At 55.2% G+C, this 16,822-nt stretch carries 17 protein-coding genes; 10 read left to right on the top strand and 7 right to left on the bottom strand.

Annotation, left to right across the window (positions count from 1 at the left end):
• Nucleotides 1–2: 2 nt before the first annotated feature.
• Together ABJF76_RS18485 and ABJF76_RS18480 are read right to left on the bottom strand one after the other, a co-directional pair.
• The gene (locus ABJF76_RS18485) at nucleotides 3–590 is read right to left on the bottom strand and encodes an exopolysaccharide biosynthesis protein (RefSeq protein WP_413819138.1); all 588 of its coding nucleotides are present in this window, start codon (nucleotides 588–590) and stop codon (nucleotides 3–5) included.
• A complete protein-coding gene (locus tag ABJF76_RS18480) occupies nucleotides 583–1,440 on the bottom strand; it encodes an SDR family oxidoreductase (protein ID WP_413819139.1) in 858 nt (285 codons plus the stop codon). Before ABJF76_RS18480 ends, ABJF76_RS18485 begins: the two co-directional genes overlap by 8 nt.
• 76 nt (nucleotides 1,441–1,516) lie before the next feature.
• On the opposite strand from ABJF76_RS18480, the gene ABJF76_RS18475 reads away from it, so the two are divergent.
• Nucleotides 1,517–2,143 carry a class I SAM-dependent DNA methyltransferase gene (locus ABJF76_RS18475; protein ID WP_413819140.1) on the top strand — a complete coding sequence of 209 codons (627 nt, stop codon included), beginning with the start codon at nucleotides 1,517–1,519 and terminating at the stop codon, nucleotides 2,141–2,143.
• Here ABJF76_RS18475 and ABJF76_RS18470 read toward each other — a convergent pair.
• The 4 genes from ABJF76_RS18470 to ABJF76_RS18455 all read right to left on the bottom strand — a co-directional run bounded on the left by ABJF76_RS18470 (nucleotide 2,140) and on the right by ABJF76_RS18455 (nucleotide 5,235).
• On the bottom strand, nucleotides 2,140–3,129 hold the full coding sequence (locus ABJF76_RS18470; RefSeq protein WP_413819141.1) for a sterol desaturase family protein: 990 nt from the start codon (nucleotides 3,127–3,129) through the stop codon (nucleotides 2,140–2,142). The genes ABJF76_RS18475 and ABJF76_RS18470 overlap by 4 nt on opposite strands.
• Nucleotides 3,119–3,874, bottom strand: a complete 756-nt coding sequence (locus ABJF76_RS18465; protein ID WP_413819142.1) for a class II aldolase and adducin N-terminal domain-containing protein — start codon at nucleotides 3,872–3,874, stop codon at nucleotides 3,119–3,121. Before ABJF76_RS18465 ends, ABJF76_RS18470 begins: the two co-directional genes overlap by 11 nt.
• A gap of 229 nt (nucleotides 3,875–4,103) precedes the next feature.
• Complete coding sequence (locus ABJF76_RS18460; protein ID WP_413819143.1) at nucleotides 4,104–4,514, bottom strand: hypothetical protein; 411 nt, start codon at nucleotides 4,512–4,514, stop codon at nucleotides 4,104–4,106.
• 295 nt (nucleotides 4,515–4,809) lie between these two features.
• On the bottom strand, nucleotides 4,810–5,235 hold the full coding sequence (locus ABJF76_RS18455; protein ID WP_413819247.1) for a VOC family protein: 426 nt from the start codon (nucleotides 5,233–5,235) through the stop codon (nucleotides 4,810–4,812).
• A 106-nt stretch (nucleotides 5,236–5,341) separates the two neighbouring features.
• Between ABJF76_RS18455 and ade the strand changes: the two genes are divergently transcribed.
• From ade to ABJF76_RS18440, 3 genes are all read left to right on the top strand, one after another.
• A complete protein-coding gene (gene ade / locus ABJF76_RS18450; protein ID WP_413819144.1) occupies nucleotides 5,342–7,156 on the top strand; it encodes an adenine deaminase in 1,815 nt (604 codons plus the stop codon).
• Nucleotides 7,153–8,613 (top strand): AMP nucleosidase, encoded by a 1,461-nt coding sequence (locus tag ABJF76_RS18445; RefSeq protein WP_413819145.1) that lies wholly within the window; start codon nucleotides 7,153–7,155, stop codon nucleotides 8,611–8,613. The genes ade and ABJF76_RS18445 overlap by 4 nt, the downstream gene beginning before the upstream one ends.
• Nucleotides 8,614–8,754: 141 nt before the next feature.
• On the top strand, nucleotides 8,755–9,042 hold the full coding sequence (locus ABJF76_RS18440; RefSeq protein WP_413819146.1) for an HU family DNA-binding protein: 288 nt from the start codon (nucleotides 8,755–8,757) through the stop codon (nucleotides 9,040–9,042).
• A gap of 56 nt (nucleotides 9,043–9,098) precedes the next feature.
• Here ABJF76_RS18440 and ABJF76_RS18435 read toward each other — a convergent pair whose 3' ends face one another.
• Complete coding sequence (locus ABJF76_RS18435) at nucleotides 9,099–10,466, bottom strand: DUF3179 domain-containing protein (RefSeq protein ID WP_413819147.1); 1,368 nt, start codon at nucleotides 10,464–10,466, stop codon at nucleotides 9,099–9,101.
• Nucleotides 10,467–10,585: 119 nt separating this feature from the next.
• Here ABJF76_RS18435 and ABJF76_RS18430 point away from each other — a divergent pair, with 119 nt between their 5' ends.
• The 6 genes from ABJF76_RS18430 (at nucleotide 10,586) to ABJF76_RS18405 (ending at nucleotide 16,718) form a co-directional block, all read left to right on the top strand.
• On the top strand, nucleotides 10,586–11,455 hold the full coding sequence (locus ABJF76_RS18430; RefSeq protein WP_413819148.1) for a DMT family transporter: 870 nt from the start codon (nucleotides 10,586–10,588) through the stop codon (nucleotides 11,453–11,455).
• Nucleotides 11,456–11,525: 70 nt separating this feature from the next.
• Complete coding sequence (locus ABJF76_RS18425) at nucleotides 11,526–11,924, top strand: thioredoxin family protein (protein ID WP_413819149.1); 399 nt, start codon at nucleotides 11,526–11,528, stop codon at nucleotides 11,922–11,924.
• A 43-nt stretch (nucleotides 11,925–11,967) separates the two neighbouring features.
• Nucleotides 11,968–13,215, top strand: a complete 1,248-nt coding sequence (locus tag ABJF76_RS18420) for a glycosyltransferase family 4 protein (RefSeq protein ID WP_413819150.1) — start codon at nucleotides 11,968–11,970, stop codon at nucleotides 13,213–13,215.
• A gap of 3 nt (nucleotides 13,216–13,218) precedes the next feature.
• Nucleotides 13,219–14,001, top strand: a complete 783-nt coding sequence (locus tag ABJF76_RS18415; RefSeq protein ID WP_413819151.1) for an NAD-dependent epimerase/dehydratase family protein — start codon at nucleotides 13,219–13,221, stop codon at nucleotides 13,999–14,001.
• Entirely contained in the window at nucleotides 13,998–14,636 is a 639-nt protein-coding gene (locus ABJF76_RS18410; RefSeq protein ID WP_413819152.1) for a sugar transferase, read from the top strand. The genes ABJF76_RS18415 and ABJF76_RS18410 overlap by 4 nt, the downstream gene beginning before the upstream one ends.
• A gap of 174 nt (nucleotides 14,637–14,810) precedes the next feature.
• Nucleotides 14,811–16,718: a polysaccharide biosynthesis protein gene (locus ABJF76_RS18405; protein WP_413819153.1), complete on the top strand. Its 1,908-nt coding sequence runs from the start codon at nucleotides 14,811–14,813 to the stop codon at nucleotides 16,716–16,718.
• Nucleotides 16,719–16,822 lie beyond the last annotated feature (104 nt).

Genomic DNA, 16,822 nt, shown 5'->3' with positions numbered 1-16,822 from the left:
CTTTAAGTTCCGGCCTGAAGGGCCCAAAGGATGACAGTGCCCAGACAAGCGACAACACCGTAGCCCCAAATCACATACAGCCCATCGCGCGTCAGCAATCCAAACGACATCAACGCCACCGCACTTGCGCCAATGGATGTTAAAAATGGAATAAACTCCATAAAGGGCCACATAACGGGGACCAGCATACACAACACCAAGGTCAGCCAACGCAGTGGGCCTGATGTCAGAATGCGCAGGCGCGGATGCGAGTGCCGATCGATCCACGCCGCAGGCTTACGCAACCATGTGACTGCCTTGTGCACCCGATCAGATCGCACACAGCGATCACGCAACACCTTTGGCAGCCAAAGCGATCTGTGGGGCATCAGTGCTTGCACCATCACCATCAGGATTACAAATGCGCACAGCGTGGAAAAGCCGGGAATGCCCGAAATGGGCGACACCAGCACAAGGGCAATTGCCAGTACCACGGGCATGATCGAACGATCGCCTATCTGATCAAGAATGTTCTGTACGGAAACTTTTTCGTCTGTCGCTGCGTCGTCAATCTGATCTAGTAGATGCGTCAGCGTCGGTCCGTCAGGCATTGTCATCCGCCAGCAACGCGGCCAGCCCTTCGCGATACGTGGGGTACAGCAATTTGACGCCCAACTCCTCCTTGATCCGGTCATTTTTGACCCGCTTGCTTTCGGCATAAAAGCTGCGCGCCATCGGGGTCATTTCAGCGGTTTCGAAATCCAGCGCCTCTGGCAACGGTAAGCCAAGCAATGCAGCGGCGTGTCCGATAACGTCTTGCGGTGGGGCCGGGTCATCGTCGCACACATTGTAAATCGCACCGGGGTTGGGCCGCGCAATCGAGGCCGCAACGATTTGTGCGATGTCATCGACATGGGTGCGGGAAAAGACTTGGCCCTCTTTGATGATACGCCGTGCAGTACCAGCGCGCACTTTGGCAAATGGACCGCGCCCCGGGCCATAAATGCCCGCCAAGCGAAAGATGTGCAGTGGCAGATTGGGGATGCTGGCCCACGCCGTTTCGGCAGCGACGCGCCACTGACCACGCCGTGTGGCTGGCGTCAGCGCGCTGCTTTCATCCACCCAACCACCCTTGTGATCGCCGTAAACGCCCGTGGTCGACAGATATCCAACCCATTCAAATTCCGCAGCCCGCGCCGCGATGAGATCCCCAACCGCGCGCAGCACCGGATCACCGTCCGCGTCCGGCCCGGCCGAGATTAACAGATGCGTGGTTTGACCAATCGCTTGGGCCAGATCACTGCCCGGAAAGATCAACGGAGTGACACCGCTTTGCTCTAATGCAATGGTTTTCTCAGGACTGCGCGTCGTGCCAATCACTTGCCAACCTTGCGCCAGCAGCAGCGGTGTCAGCGCCCGTGCTGAAAACCCGTGTCCAAAGGAAAGCAGTGTCTGTGTCATCCGTTATAGGTGCCCAATCTGTAGGGGTTCGACAAGCCCCTTGCCATTGTGGCGTACAATTTGCCAAATCATGTCCATGAGTGATGACCCAGATCTGAACCGTGCGTATGCACTGGAAACTCCGGCTGAATCCGTGGCGCTTTATGCGAAATGGGCGGCAAATTACGACCTCAGTTTTGCGCAAAACAGTGGGTACATCCTGCACCTCGAAGTCGCGCGTTACTTTGCGTTGATGGGTGGATTTGGCCCGGTTTTAGACGTGGGCGCAGGGACAGGTCTGTGCGGAGAAGCCTTGACTGCGCTTGGCGTTGGGCCTGTGGACGGCACGGACATCTCGCAACCAATGCTGGATCAAGCCAAGGCCAAGGGCCCCTATCGACACCTGTTTACAGGGGATGTGTACGATGGATTGGACTTGCCCGAGGGTCTGTATCAGGGCGCTGTCAGTTCGGGCACGTTCACCCATGGGCATGTGGGGCCGCAAGGTATTGAGGCTGTGTTAAACGCTGTACGCTCAGGGGGCTGGATCGTTTTGTCGGTGAACGCCCAGCATTTTCAAGCTGCCGGTTTTGCCGCCAAGATGGACGAGATCGCCTCGCGTATCACGCAAGTGCATCAGGCCGAAGTCGCGATTTATGCGGCGGACGCCACAGGACCGCATGCACGCGACACCGCCCTGCTTTTGGCCTTCCGCAAAGCTTAGGTGTACATCTGCGTCTTGCGCGCGCGCGCTTCCTCGGTCGCTTGGCCCGTGCCGTCGTGGTAACTTCCGAACCATCGATCCCATGGCATTTCTACTGTGCCGTAATTGCATTCAAAGTATCGGTGATGCAGTTGATGAAAGAACACGCCCATACGCAGTTGCTTGCTGTCCTTGACCACTAAATTTTCGAAACCAGAATGCGAAAACACTAGGTGGGTCGATTGCACATAACCATGGAACATAACGTGCAGCGGGTGCGTTGGGACAATCAGATGGATCAGGAAATTGGTGTAAAACAGTACATGTTCAACTGGATGCATCGCGATGCCAGACCACGGTCCAACATTGACGTTGCGGTGATGCAGGCTGTGGGCCAACTTATAAAGTGGGGGCCAATGCAATAGGCGGTGCACCCAATAGAAATGAAAGCTGCTCCAGATCGGGACCAGCACAAAGGCGGCCACAAACCAGATCGGATTGTCCGGGAACAGCAGCGTCGGCGCATAACCGTTCGCCATCATCCAAAACACACCAATCTGCGCGACGCTCCATAGGGTGATGCCGCTGGCGATGTGCCAGAACATGTTGTCGAGCACTTGGTTGTTAAAAGTAAACGACCCGTTCTTGCGGTTCTGATCGCGCGGATCAAACTTGGTCGCGTCCCCTTGGCGTTTTCGGGTGATCAGCCAATGATGCAACGCACCTGCGATCAGACATTGCGGCACAAGGTTGGCCAGCCATACGCGGATCATCCAACCGGGTTGAAAGGTCTGCATCGCGTCCAATGAAGGCAAGATTAGGAAATAAGCGCCAAGCGCCAGCACAAGGCACAGCGTCGTGGTCGAGATTTCGAACCAGAACGCGGCGTACCATTTAAAAATCGCAACCGGTTTTGGCGGCCACTGAAACAAAGGGTTCTGCGCGATGGGCGTCGGCGGGCGATGGTTCCAACGGCCGGCCTCCACCTCCTCTGCGTCAGCTGGCATAGTTTGAGCCTTCTTCATCCAGAATGGATTTCAATTCGGCCAAGTGGCGTTCGTCCTGTTCTGGATAATCCTCGATTTCCTGCGCGGTTTTTTCGGCGATATCATCAGGGATGAAACGCAGCGGTTTACCCGTTTGCAGCGCCAGCAGATACGTCTGACACGCGCGTTCAAAATAGAACATGCGGTTGAAGGTGTCGGCCACCGTATCGCCCAGAACCATGATGCCATGATTGCCCATCACCATCACCTTTTTGCGCGGATCATCGAACATCTTGGCACAGCGTTCGCCCTCTTCCTCAAACGCCAACCCACCATAGTCGCTATCCACGACCACGCGGTTAAAGAACATGCACCCGTTCTGATCGACAGGCGGCAAGGTGCTGTCAGCCAGTGCAGCGAGCGCCGTGGCATAGGGCGAATGCACATGCATGGCGCAACGCGCATGGGCGCAGAATTTGTGCATACCGCCATGCAAGCCCCACGCGGTTGGGTCAGGCGCATCGGGGCCTTCCATGCTTGCAGGGTCGTTGGCATCGACCACGATCAGATCAGATGCCTTGATGCGCGAAAAGTGCATCTGATTAGGGTTCATCAAGAACTTGGTGCCATCGTCGTTGATGGACAGCGAAAAATGGTTCGCGACCGCCTCGTGCATATTCAGGCGCACGGTCCAGCGAAAGGCCGCGGCAAGGTCCACACGTTCCTGCCAATGGTCCATGTTCGGGCGAAGTTCTGTGACGGTCATGGTGTGTTGCTCCGGTTGGGTTTGGATGCAACGTGCAAGACACTCTGGTGGCAATCAACCCCAAACGCTATTCTGATTGCGACATTGGCCGGGGCTGATGCGTGTCAAAGGGGGCGTGGAAACCATATGTCGATCGGCTGTCTGCAATCGGGACGAAGCCATCATTCTTTAGCAACTCAATATCAGTTCAATGAAGTTCCGGTGCAAGGAAAGACGAATTAACGACAACCTAGCTGGACGTAGCGAACTTTACTCCTGAGCCTTTCCACTCATCCGTTTTGTCGAATCTCAGGCCGCGTTTCTCTAGCTCATCAAATACTTTACTTGGATTTATCCCGGATTTCTGGCCGTCTATCTTGATCTTTTTACCGCTGCCCAAATTGATGAAGTGCTCGATTTTCGGGTTTCGTTTACTATTCCGAAACCGTGTCTTATGCCGCTGAACTGACTGAATTTCTATCAAATCAATCGAAAAGGAACTCATCTGTTTTTCAACCGGAGAGTGCCAAATTAGTTGGTTGTCAGACACCGAGACCCACCATGATTCATCAGACGATAGAACCGTCAAGATCTCTCGTGTCACCACAACCGCGAGAAGTAGCGCTATAATAGACCCGAAGATCAGCCCAATCAGGGCCATTGTCGATACTCCTTCGACAAGCAAAATTGGGCCTGCGAACATCAATGCTCCCACAATGCATATCGCCAGATGAATTGATTTCTCTGCGGCGATGCTTCGTGACGATTTTTCAAATCTAGTAATATTGGTCTGTTCTTGTGTCATGGAACGGAAAAGAACATGATTTTGAGGCGAAAGTGAGACAACTCTCGACACGTTTGGCGCCACATCGGCCGACCAAACTTTCGACGTTTCGTAGGAGACCTGTCACCTCGGGCTCAGAGCCGATCTGCATAGCTCATCCTGCGACTGCGGCTTAGAGGCTCTTCCCCCGTGACGGCACCCAAGCATATCCATTTTCGCACAGAATATACGCCTCGCGCAGGCCGTGGGGTTTGTCGGTTGGTTCTTGCAGGATCGTGCCCCCGTGTTCCTTGGCGCGTGCGACCGCGTCTTCTGGGTCGGTGTTATATAACCTGATCTCAATCCCGCCGCCGCGTGGTGGATTTTCGGGCAACAACCCAAGCAGCGGGTTGCTATGATACGTTCCATCGCTGTGCAGTTGAAATACTTGATCGCCATAGGTCATGATTGCGAAATCGGCGGTCGGTTGGTGTGCTTGCATGTCGAACACGTTCGATAGGAACGCGACTTGCGCACCGACATCGCGCACCAGCAGGTTTAACCCGATCCCACGCAGACTGCGCCCAAAGCTATCCGCATCTATGTTGTCATAATCCATGCCATGACATTTGCGCCACGTCGCAAACCCGTCAAGCGAAATGAAGGTTTTACGACATTGCATCAGCCCCTCTTGCGCAGATCGTTATGTCGTGATCCTTTAGGACATGGAACATGACCTTTCCCCCCCTTCTTTTCCCACGTGGCCGGATGTTGCCGCTGATCTGGTGAATGTCGCCGCTGGCCGCGCGCATGCTGACACTGTCATTCGTGGCGGTATTTGGGTGAACGTCCACACGCGCGAGGTTTTGCCGGGCCATGACATTGCAATCAAGTTGGGCCGTATTGCCTGTGTGGTTCCGGATGCGTCCTATTGCACTGGTCCCGACACCGAAGTGATCGAAGCCAATGGCCGTTATATGATCCCCGGTCTGTGCGACGGGCATATGCATATAGAGTCGGGCATGCTGACCCCCGCGGAATTTGCCGCCGCCGTCATCCCGCATGGCACCACAACCATGTTCACCGACCCACACGAGATCGCCAATGTGCTGGGTTTGAAAGGCGTGCGCCTGATGCATGACGAGGCGCTGATGCAGCCCGTCAACATCTGGACGCAGATGCCGTCCTGCGCGCCCTCTGCGCCGGGGATGGAAACCACGGGTTATGAGATTTCAGCGGAGGATGTGGCCGAAGCGATGGCGTGGCCGGGTATCATTGGCCTCGGCGAGATGATGAACTTTCCCGGCATGTCTGCTGCAGATCCGCAAATGTTGGCCGAGGTTGCAGCGACGCAACGCGCAGACAAAACGGTGGGCGGGCACTATGCCTCGCCTGATTTGGGCCCGGCCTTTGCCGCCTATGTGGCCGGTGGCCCGGCGGACGATCACGAAGGCACGGTTGAATCCGACGCCATCGCGCGCATGCGTCAGGGGATGCGGTCGATGATCCGGCTGGGGTCGGCTTGGTATGATGTGGAAACGCAGATCACTGCGATCACACAAAAAGGTCTGGACCCGCGCAACATGATCCTGTGCACCGATGATTGCCATTCCGGCACGCTGGTGAACGAGGGCCATATGAACCGTGTAGTGCGTCACGCGATTGCATGTGGATGCGACCCGCTGGTGGCGTTGCAGATGGCGACGATCAACACGGCTACGCACTTTGGGTTGGAACGCGAGATCGGTTCGCTGACGCCGGGGCGGCGGGCGGATGTGATCTTGACCTCTGACCTTGAAAGCTTGCCGATCGAACAGGTCATCGCGCGCGGTAAAACTGTCGCCATAGACGGTGAGCTGATTGTGACGTGTCCGCATCTGGATTGGCCAGAGAGTGCGCGTCAGACTGTGCACATGGGGAGACCCAAGACAGCGGCGGATTTTGAGATCAAAGCGCCCGAGGGGCGTAATTCGGTCACTGCCAATGTGATCGGCGTGGTCGAAAACCAAGCGCCGACCAAAGCGTTAAAACGCGACATGCCTGTCAGCGATGGCAAGGTCGAACCCCACGGCGACACCTGCCAAATCGCATTGGTTGAACGGCACCAAGGCTCCGAAAACGTCACCAACGCGCTGGTTGCGGGCTTTAACTATCAAGGCAAAGTGGCCATGGCCTCGACCGTAGCCCATGATAGCCACCACATGATTGTGGTTGGCACCGATCGCGCGCAAATGGCGCTGGCGGCCAATCGTCTGGCCGAAGTGGGCGGGGGCGTCACGATTTATCGCGATGGCCAAGAACTGGCGCTGGTCGAACTGCCCATTGCGGGCCTCATGTCTGACCGCCCTGCGCGCGAAGTCGCTGCCAAAGCAGACAAACTAGTGCAAGCCATGGTGGATTGTGGTTGTACCTTGAATAACGCCTATATGCAGCATTCGTTGCTGGCCCTTGTCGTTATCCCCGAATTGCGGATCTCTGATTTAGGGCTGGTCGATGTGCGCACCTTTGAATTCATCCCAATACTTGAGCCAACAACATGATAACTTTGACACAGGGCGGCAAAGCCCATCTGGAATTTGATGACGCCAAACGTGCCGTTGCACATCTGAAGGTGCTTTATAACGATGCCGTACAGTTCCTGAGCGACCAATTCATGGCCGCTATGACGGATGGCCCGCCCAAAGGACGCATCCGCGCCTACTATCCCGAAATCCGGTTTACCACGACGTCGTATTCGCGCGTCGACACGCGCCTAAGCTTTGGCCATGTGCCCAACCCGGGCACCTATGCGACGACGGTGACGCGCCCTGATTTGTTCGAAAGCTACCTTGTGCAGCAAATCGGATTGTTGATTGCGAACCACGATCAACCGGTTGAGATCGGTTATTCCGACACGCCGATGCCGGTGCATTTTGCTGTTGCGAATGATACGTCCATCACAGTGCCGCAACAGGGTGCTGCATCGTTTTCGATGCGCGATGTTTTTGATGTGCCAGACCTAAGCAACACCAACGACGACATCGTAAATGGGGTGTATGAGCCAGTGAATGGCATCGCGCCGCTGGCCCCGTTCACGGCGCAACGCATTGACTATTCCCTTGCGCGTTTGACCCACTACACAGCGACGCAGCCACATCATTTTCAGAACCATGTTCTGTTCACGAACTACCAGTTCTACGTCTCGGAATTCGAAGCCTACGCCCGTGCGCAATTGGACGATCCCGAAAGCGGCTATACTTCGTTTGTGTCCACTGGGGACGCCGAGATCACAAAAGGTGATCAAGTGCTGCCCGACAGCCCCAAAACGCCGCAAATGCCAACCTATCATCTGAAACGCGCGGATGGGGGTGGCATCACGCTGGTCAATATCGGCGTTGGCCCCTCAAACGCAAAAACCGCGACCGACCACATCGCTGTGCTGCGGCCACATGCGTGGCTAATGGTCGGCCACTGCGCTGGTTTGCGCAATTCTCAGGCGCTGGGCGACTTTGTTTTGGCGCACGGATACCTGCGCGAAGACCATGTTCTTGACAATGACCTTCCGCCTTGGGTGCCAATCCCAGCACTGGCCGAAATCCAGATCGCGTTAGAAACGGCCGTGGCCCAAGTGACCAAGCTTGAGGGGTATGAACTGAAACGGATCATGCGCACTGGCACCGTTGCAACCCATGATGATCGCAACTGGGAACTGCGTGACCAACGTGGCCCGGTTCAGCGCCTATCGCAATCCCGCGCCGTCGCGCTTGATATGGAAAGCGCGACGATTGCGGCCAATGGTTATCGATTCCGGGTTCCTTATGGCACGTTGCTTTGTGTTTCTGACAAGCCGCTGCATGGGGAATTGAAGCTGCCGGGAATGGCCTCGGACTTTTATAAGGAACAAGTTGCACGCCATTTGATGATCGGAATCCGAGCCATGGAACACCTGCGCGACATGCCCTTGGAACGCATCCATAGTCGAAAATTGCGGGCCTTTGACGAGACGGCCTTCCTTTAACCGACGATTCTGGGCCAAAATCCGCGAAATGCCCCTGTTTTTCACTTGCATACGCCCACTATTCATTGTGTTTTCCCACAACATACCGTTACAAATCGGTTGGAAGGCCCTAATTGTCGGGCAGACGAAGGAGACCAGAAAATGGCAAAACCTATGACAAAGACCCAACTCGTCGCCGCACTGGCCGAGAACATGGGGACAGACAAGAAATCGGCTGGCGAAGCGCTGGACGCGATCTGTGGCCTGATCACAAACGAAGTGTCGGGCGGCGGCGCTGTCACACTTCCCGGTGTTGGCAAAATCTATTGCCGTGAGCGCCCCGAGCGTATGGTGCGCAACCCTGCCACCGGTGAGCAATTCAAGAAAGAGGCGGACAAGGTCGTCAAGATGACCATCGCCAAAGCGCTGAAAGACAGCGTGAACGAATAAGTCTTACCTCAGACTTTTCGAGAAAGGGTCGCCTCTAGGGGCGGCCTTTTTTCGTTTTACCCGTCATAGACCGTAGCGGCGTCGCCTAGATAATTATCCCATGCGAACCAATATGAGATGTGCCCGGCGACGCGCGATAGGTTGGTGCCGTCTGGCCCCAAAAGCATGTCTTCGGCCACGCGCCATTCCGCTCCGGTTTGGTCGTTGATCTTACCGTTCTGGGCCGTAAAGCTGTGCGCGCCGCGTTCATAGGCCCGTACACTGCGCGTTTGTGCATCACCAATCAGCACCAAAGGAGTGTCTGCAATCGCGTCATTGATCAGCGGAGTTGCGGCAAAGGCATCCAGCGGCCATGCCCGTGCGGCACCAAATTGACGCACGGCGAACACATAGTCCTTTTGTTTGTGCGCGTCTTGATTGACCACTGCCGGGAACATCAGATCAGGCGAGGAAAAGTAGTCGTTGTAGACAACGCCGGACCCGTAATTGCGGCGATGCCCGGTTTCGACATCCAACACTTTGGTGTCGGGGTTGGATGCTTTCCAGCTGTCCCAAGTGGTGATGACGACGGGGCGTTGTTTCAGGGCAATGCCGCTATCAACCAATGGGCCGACGACGGGTTGCCCTGTGTATTGGTTCCACAACGAATTGGTTTCGCGATCAAACATCAACTTGTTAGATCGATAAAGGAACCCCGAAGACCCGAACACCAGCGGCTTTGATCGCCCGGCCACATCCGTTTCGAACAAGATACCAGACCCGCACAGTGTACAATACGCCAATGCGACGGGGACGCCGCCAATGACCTCGTTGAACATCTCGTGCCAGCCCATGATTCGTAACGGGTAGGCACGCACATCGCCATTGATCGACACGCCAAAGACCAGATCATCGCCCTTTAGGTACCCCGCTTGTTCGGCCGAGATCAAAACGGGATTGTCCAGCGATGGAATACCGTCTTTGACCACGCCACCCCATGTGATTTCTTCGAGGCGGATTTTCATTTTGTCGGGTTGGATGTGTTCCGGGCGCAGGAAATCAGCAAAGTTGTCGTCTACACGCACCAACACTTCGCGTATGAAATCTGGGAAATCTGGGTGCGGTTTGATCTGTGGATTGCGTTCTTGCCAAAGCGTCCATTCGAACCAGTCGGTAAAATGATCCTGTCCCGTGATGGCCGTCAAGGCATCGGCGATCTGTGGGCCGCGCGCACGCGAAAAGCGCAACGAGGTGATGAGGCCGGCCGCCATATCAGGATTGCCGCGTGCTTTGATAAAGGCCATCGCCGCGTTAAATTCACTGGTTGTACCAGACAAAGGCGCATGCATCGCGTCTAATGCTGACATGTCTTGGGCCAAGGCTGCGCTGGGCACAGCGAAGCTTGATAAGGTCAATCCGGTAAATTGGCGGCGCGAGAGTGTCATGGGATTTCTCCGATTGAGTTTGCAAAGCTTGTGCCAAATCCCAAGATAACATGCACCGCAAAGGGTTGTGATCAAGGGGCCTTGCTGGCAAAAACAGCCTGAAAAGGAAGGCAGCCCACATGGATATTCGTGCGATTCTAATGGGCCTTACCTTTGCGTTCATTTGGTCATCGGCTTTTACCTCGGCGCGGATCATTGTGGCGGATGCAGCACCTTTGGCGTCACTGGCTTTGCGGTTTTTTGTATCCGGACTGATCGGGATCGCGATTGCACGTGCGCTGGGCCAGTCCTGGAACCTAACGCGGGATCAATGGCGTGCGACGGTCATCTTTGGCGTCTGCCAGAACGCGATTTATCTGGGCCTGAATTTCTATGCGATGCAAACGGTCGAGGCGTCTTTGGCGTCGATCATCGCGTCCTTGTTGCCGTTGTTGGTGGCTTTTGCCGGTTGGGTGGTGTTTCGTGACAAGCTGCCGATGCTGGGCGTCATCGGGTTGATGCTGGGGATTGCGGGCGTGGTGTTGATCATGTCCTCGCGGATCGAAGCAGGCGTGGACTTTTACGGCGTTGCTTTGTGTGTCGTGGGGGCGATTGCCCTGACGGTTGCGACATTGTCGATGCGCACGATGTCGGCGGGTGGCAATCTGATGATGGTGGTTGGCCTACAGATGATCGTTGGTGCGTGCATGCTGGCTGCAGCCTCTGCCGTGACGGAAACGATCTATGTGAACGTCACGCCACGGCTGATTGTGGCCTTTATCTATACCACCCTTGGGCCGGGGTTGTTTGCGACGTGGATCTGGTTTGCGCTGGTCGAACGCATCGGGGCCGTCAAAGCGACGACGTTTCACTTTCTTAATCCGTTCTTTGGTGTCGCGGTTGCAGCCGCGTTGTTAGGCGAACGCTTGGGGCCTTTGGATGTGCTTGGCGTTGCAATTATCGCGGCGGGCATTCTTGCGGTGCAATTGTCACGCCAACGCAAAACCTGAACACGACCCCTTGCGCACGCTGGGGTGGTTCATATTGTGCGCAAAAATCAGATTTATTCGGAGCACCAACATGCACCGCCGTACATTTTTACTGACCTCTGCTGCGTCATTCATACCAACCCTGTCGCTGGCCTATCCTGCTGAAATGTTTACGCCTGCCGTGTGGCGCGATGTACGCGACCGGGACGAGGTTGTGATCATGAACTACCGGGCCAGCTGGTCGTTGACCTGCGAAATCACAGCCGATCTGATCGCTGAAGCTTTGGCTGAAAACCCGGCTTACCGGGACATCGCTTTTGTTGACGTAGATTGGGACACATTTGGCCGTTCACAGTTGACCGAACGGTTGAAGGTCACGCGCCGGTCAACCTTGCTTGTGATGAAGAACGGCAAGGAAATCGCGCGCCTTGAAAATGCGCCCTATGCGCGTGATGTGCGTCGACTTCTGGATGCCGCCCTTGCTGCGTAAGGCGGCAAATCTGTGATCCATAGATGGTGTTTGTGAGGACGCGATGAAACTTCTTTTTGTGCACCAAAACATGCCGGGCCAGTACCGAGAACTTGTGCAATGGTTGTCAGCACAGGGCGAACACGAAATCGTCTTTCTGACGCAACGCGAAAAACACCCTGATATCCAAGGTGTGCGGACGGTTGTTTACAAAACCCATCATGTTGCTGCCAATGATGCCTATGGCCTGTCAAAGACATGGGAAACCGCTGCGGGCAATGGCTTTGGCGCGGTTCAGGCGCTTGGCAAAATCGTTGAAGGTGGGTTCAAGCCTGACATCGTCATCGGACATGTCGGCTGGGGCGAGATGACCTTTTTCCGAGAAGTGTTGCCTGACACCCCCATGATCGGCTTTTTTGAGTACTTTTATTCCGTTCACGGCGGTCCCGTAGGTTTTGACCCTGAAGCGCCAGTCAGTGACCACGCGCCCTATTTGATGCACGGGCACAACGTCGTGCCACTTGTGAATATCGAGGCGGTGGATCTGGGGCACAGTCCAACCATGTGGCAGCGCAACCGCTTTCCAGAAAGCTTCCACGACAAGATCTACGTTTGTCACGATGGCATCCGCACCGACATTCTGAAGCCGAATAAAAAGGCCAGCGTGTCCTTGGGCCGCATCGGCCGCCCACTGACTATCAAAGACGAGATCGTGACCTTTATGGCGCGCAATCTGGAAACCACGCGGGGGTATCACCAGTTTATGCGCGCCGTGCCGCATATTCAAAAAGCGCGGCCCAACGCCCGTATTCTGGTGATTGGTGGCAACGACGTGTCCTATGGCGGAAAGTCCAAGCATCCGGGCGGTCTACGTGGCCAGATGGAAGCCGAAGTTGGGCATTTGCTCGATTGGGACCGGCTGCATTTTCTGGGGCAGGTGCCCTTTGAAGATTATCAGAACATCATCCAAATCAGCACATGCCATATCTATCTGACAATGCCGTTCGTGCTGTCGTGGTCACTGCTGGAAAGCATGTCCATGGGGGCGACCATTGTGGCCAGCGATGTGGCCCCGGTCCGCGAGGCAATGACGCATGGTGAAACGGGTCTGCTGGTCGACTTTTTTGACCCCGAGGCGATTGCTGCACAAGTTTCCGAAGTTCTGGCGCGCCCCAAGAGCTTTGCGCATATTGGCCCGGCTGCGCGTCAGCACGTGGTGGATAGTTACGATTTCCTGACTGTTTGCCTGCCTGAACATATTCGCCAGATCAACGGGTTGGTGCCTGACGACATTCAAATCAAAGTGCCATAGCGGGTGCGCGTGGTTGTCCTTGGTGGCGGTGGAAGGCTGGGCAAGTTGTTGGCCCCTGTTTTTCCGCGCCCTGCGACATGGTTGACCCGCCAGGACATCGATATTCGCAACAGTGACGCATTGCGCAAAGCGCTGACTGGCACCCAAACCGTTTTTTGTTTTGCCGGGGTTACGCCGGGGGGGGCAGGGTCGATGGAGGCCAATATCGACCTTGCGCGCCGCACGCTTGATGCAGCGCAAGATGTGGATGCAGGTCACGTGTTTCTATTTTCCAGCGCGGCTGTCTATGGGCGCGTGTCTGGCGCTTTGAGCGAGGACGGGCCAACAGCGCCGCAGGCCCCTTATGGCGTCGCGAAGTTGGCAATGGAACAGATGGCGGCAGATCACGAACATCCCAACACGGTTTTGAGGCTCGGAAACGTGGCGGGCGCGGATGCGATCCTTGGCGGATGGAAGCCGGGATTTGCCCTTGATGTTTTGGCAGATGGGACGACCCCGCAGCGCAGCTATATCGGGCCTGCGTGCCTTGGGCGCGTTCTGTCGCAGCTTTGCATGGCTTCCGATTTGCCGCCGCTGATGAACGTGGCAGCGCCTGGGGCGGTCGAAATGGGCGAGCTTTTGGATGCCGCACATCGACACTGGCAACCAAAGGTGGCTGGTGAGGGAACGATTGGGCAAGTGGCTCTCGACACTCGTGTGTTGGAGCGGTTTATCACATTCGATACAAGTGACAGTACTGCGCAGGGCATAGTCGCGGACTGGCGAAAAACAACGGGTGAACAATGACGTGGCGCAAACGTATCTTTGATCTGTTCTTTGCCAGCTTGCTGGTGCTGATCCTTGGGCCGGTCATTCTTTATTTGTGCTTTGTGATTTGGCGCAAGCAAGGCGGGCCGTTGTTTTATGTGGCTGAACGGATGAAAACGCCGACGCAAGGATTTGGGTTACTGAAATTCCGCACCATGACGGTGGTCGATGCAGATGCGGGTGTGTCCGGCGGGGACAAGACGTCGCGGATCACGCCTTTGGGCGCGAAGCTGCGCGCGCGCCGCTTGGACGAATTTCCACAGCTTTGGAATATCTTGCGCGGCGACCTTAGCTTTGTTGGTCCGCGACCGCCGTTGCGGGAATATGTCGAACGGTTTCCCGAAATTTATGGTGATGTGTTAAAATCTCGACCCGGTGTGACCGGTTTGGCGACTGTCAAATTTCACAAGCACGAGGATCGCTTGTTGGCGCGGTGTGCGTCGCCAGCAGAAACCGATGATGTCTATACGCGGGTCTGTGTGCCGCGCAAAGCAAAGCTTGATCTGATCTATCAAAAGAATCAGAACACCTGCTATGATTTTGATTTGGTGTTCCAAACCATCGGAAATTTGTTCCGCGGAAAGCGGCAAAAAGGCCCTAAAAACAGCGGATAGCACGCGAGACGGCGGAAAAATGCTATCGGAAGTGTTAACGTTTTGCATTACCTGTCATTTTTCGATTATAAACGGCGATTATGGCGTACTATTTCGGCTCGAAACGAGCCTCTGGATTGTTTTTTTATTGCTTGCGATCTGTCGATTTCCGGCGCGTCGGGCAAGAGGACTAAAATGCTTGGTCTGCTAAAGTCATTGTCACGTTCGCAGAAGCGGAACTTGTTGATTGCAATTGATGCGATGCTGATTCCTGCGGCGATCTTCTTTGCGTTCACCTTGCAAGTCAGCACGTCAAGCGCTTTGGCGCTGACGCAGATGTACCTGCCGATTTTGCCTTACATGTTGGTCGTCGCGACGGGTCTTTCGGTTTGGCTGGGTATTTCTTCGACTATGTTGAATGACTACGAGGCAGGATCCATTGGTCGCACGGCCGTCTTTTCGGGGCTGTTGGCGATGACGTCGACGCTTCTTACGACAGCTGCGAAAATGCCGGTTACGCTAAGCACACAGGTCGTATTTGGCATCACGTTCTTTGTGTTTTCGATCATCAGCCGCGCGATCTTGTTGCAGATCGTGCTGGCGATTTACCGCAATGGAACCGACCGCTGTCGCGTGTTGATCTATGGGGCCGGGACGACGGGCATGCAGCTGGTTTCAGCCCTGCGCAGTCACGAATTGATCGACCCTGTTGCCTTTGCAGACGATAATCAAGCCCTTCAAGGGGTCAATGTGCTTCGTTTGCCGGTTTACAGCCCGGCGCGCATTGCTGAAATCGTGGCCGAGAAAAAGATCGACCGCGTGTTGTTGGCCATTCCGTCCGAAAGCCACACAAAACAGATGCAGATCGCCCGGCGTTTGCAACGCATGGGCCTAGAAGTTCAGTCACTGCCATCCTTTTCCCAGCTGATCGGTGAAGAGGCGCTTTTGGAAAAGCTGACACCCGTCAATCCGAGCAACTTCCTTGGTCGTGACGAGGTGAACACGCGACCGGGTGAAGGGGCTGAGGCCTATGCCGGACGGGTCGTGTTGATTTCAGGAGCGGGCGGCTCGATTGGCTCAGAATTGAGCCGACAGGTTCTGGAGTGTCGCCCTGCCAAGATCGTGCTTTATGAGCTTAGTGAACTTGCACTTTACCAAATCCATCAAGAAATGCTTCTTCTATCAGAAGACTACGACATCGAAATTGTGCCTCTTTTGGGGTCAGTGACTGATGCGCGGCAAGTTCGGCGTGTTTTGCAGGTGCATAAAATCGAAGTCATTTTGCACGCTGCCGCGTATAAACATGTGCCGCTTGTTGAGCATAATCCGCTGGCAGGGCTTGCGAATAATGTCCTTGGGACACACACGCTGGTGACTGAGGCCGCAGAGGCAGGTGTGGAACGTTTCATGCTGATTTCTTCAGACAAAGCGGTGCGTCCGACCAATATCATGGGCGCGTCAAAGCGGCTTGCTGAACTGGTTGTGCAGGATATTGCAGACCGAATTGCTGCGAAACATAATTTGGTCTTTTCGATCGTGCGCTTTGGCAATGTTCTTGGCTCTTCCGGGTCGGTGGTGCCGCTGTTTCAAGAACAGTTGCGCCGAGGTGGCCCGCTGACGGTGACGCATCGGGATGTGTCGCGTTATTTCATGACCACCCAAGAGGCTGTGCATCTTGTGCTTCGCGCAGGCTCTATGGCGCGTGGTGGGGAAGTGTTCGTTTTGGACATGGGTAAACCTGTTAAAATTGAACAGCTTGCCCGGCAAGTCATTGAAAGCGCTGGTTTAAGCGTTAGGGACAGCGATAATCTGGACGGCGATATCGAGATTGAGTTCACCGGTTTGCGCCCTGGCGAAAAAATGACCGAAGAACTGACGCTGAATGGCGCGTTGGTTGGGACAGGGCATAAAAAGATCTTCTTTACTGTCGAGGATCGGTTGAGTGAAATCGAAGTTGCTTCGGCGTTGCGATCTTTGCGTCACGCGCTTGCCGCGAGCGATGAAGATGCAGCACGCGCGTTGGCTCAGCGTTGGGTCGAGGGCTACGTTGTGACGACAACTCTTCCTGTGGGCGATCAGGACGTCGTCACACCTGTATCCTGAAAGACGCGTTTTCCCAACGGTCCGCCCAAGCTTGGGTCGCCGAAGTTGATTTTGGCCGGATGTGCATGGTTTAAGATGGACAATCAAAAAAGAACTTTCAAATC

It is taken from the genome of Tateyamaria sp. (assembly GCF_039940735.1).
Lineage (GTDB): Bacteria > Pseudomonadota > Alphaproteobacteria > Rhodobacterales > Rhodobacteraceae > Tateyamaria.
This window is presented reverse-complemented; position numbering and strand designations above follow the sequence as displayed.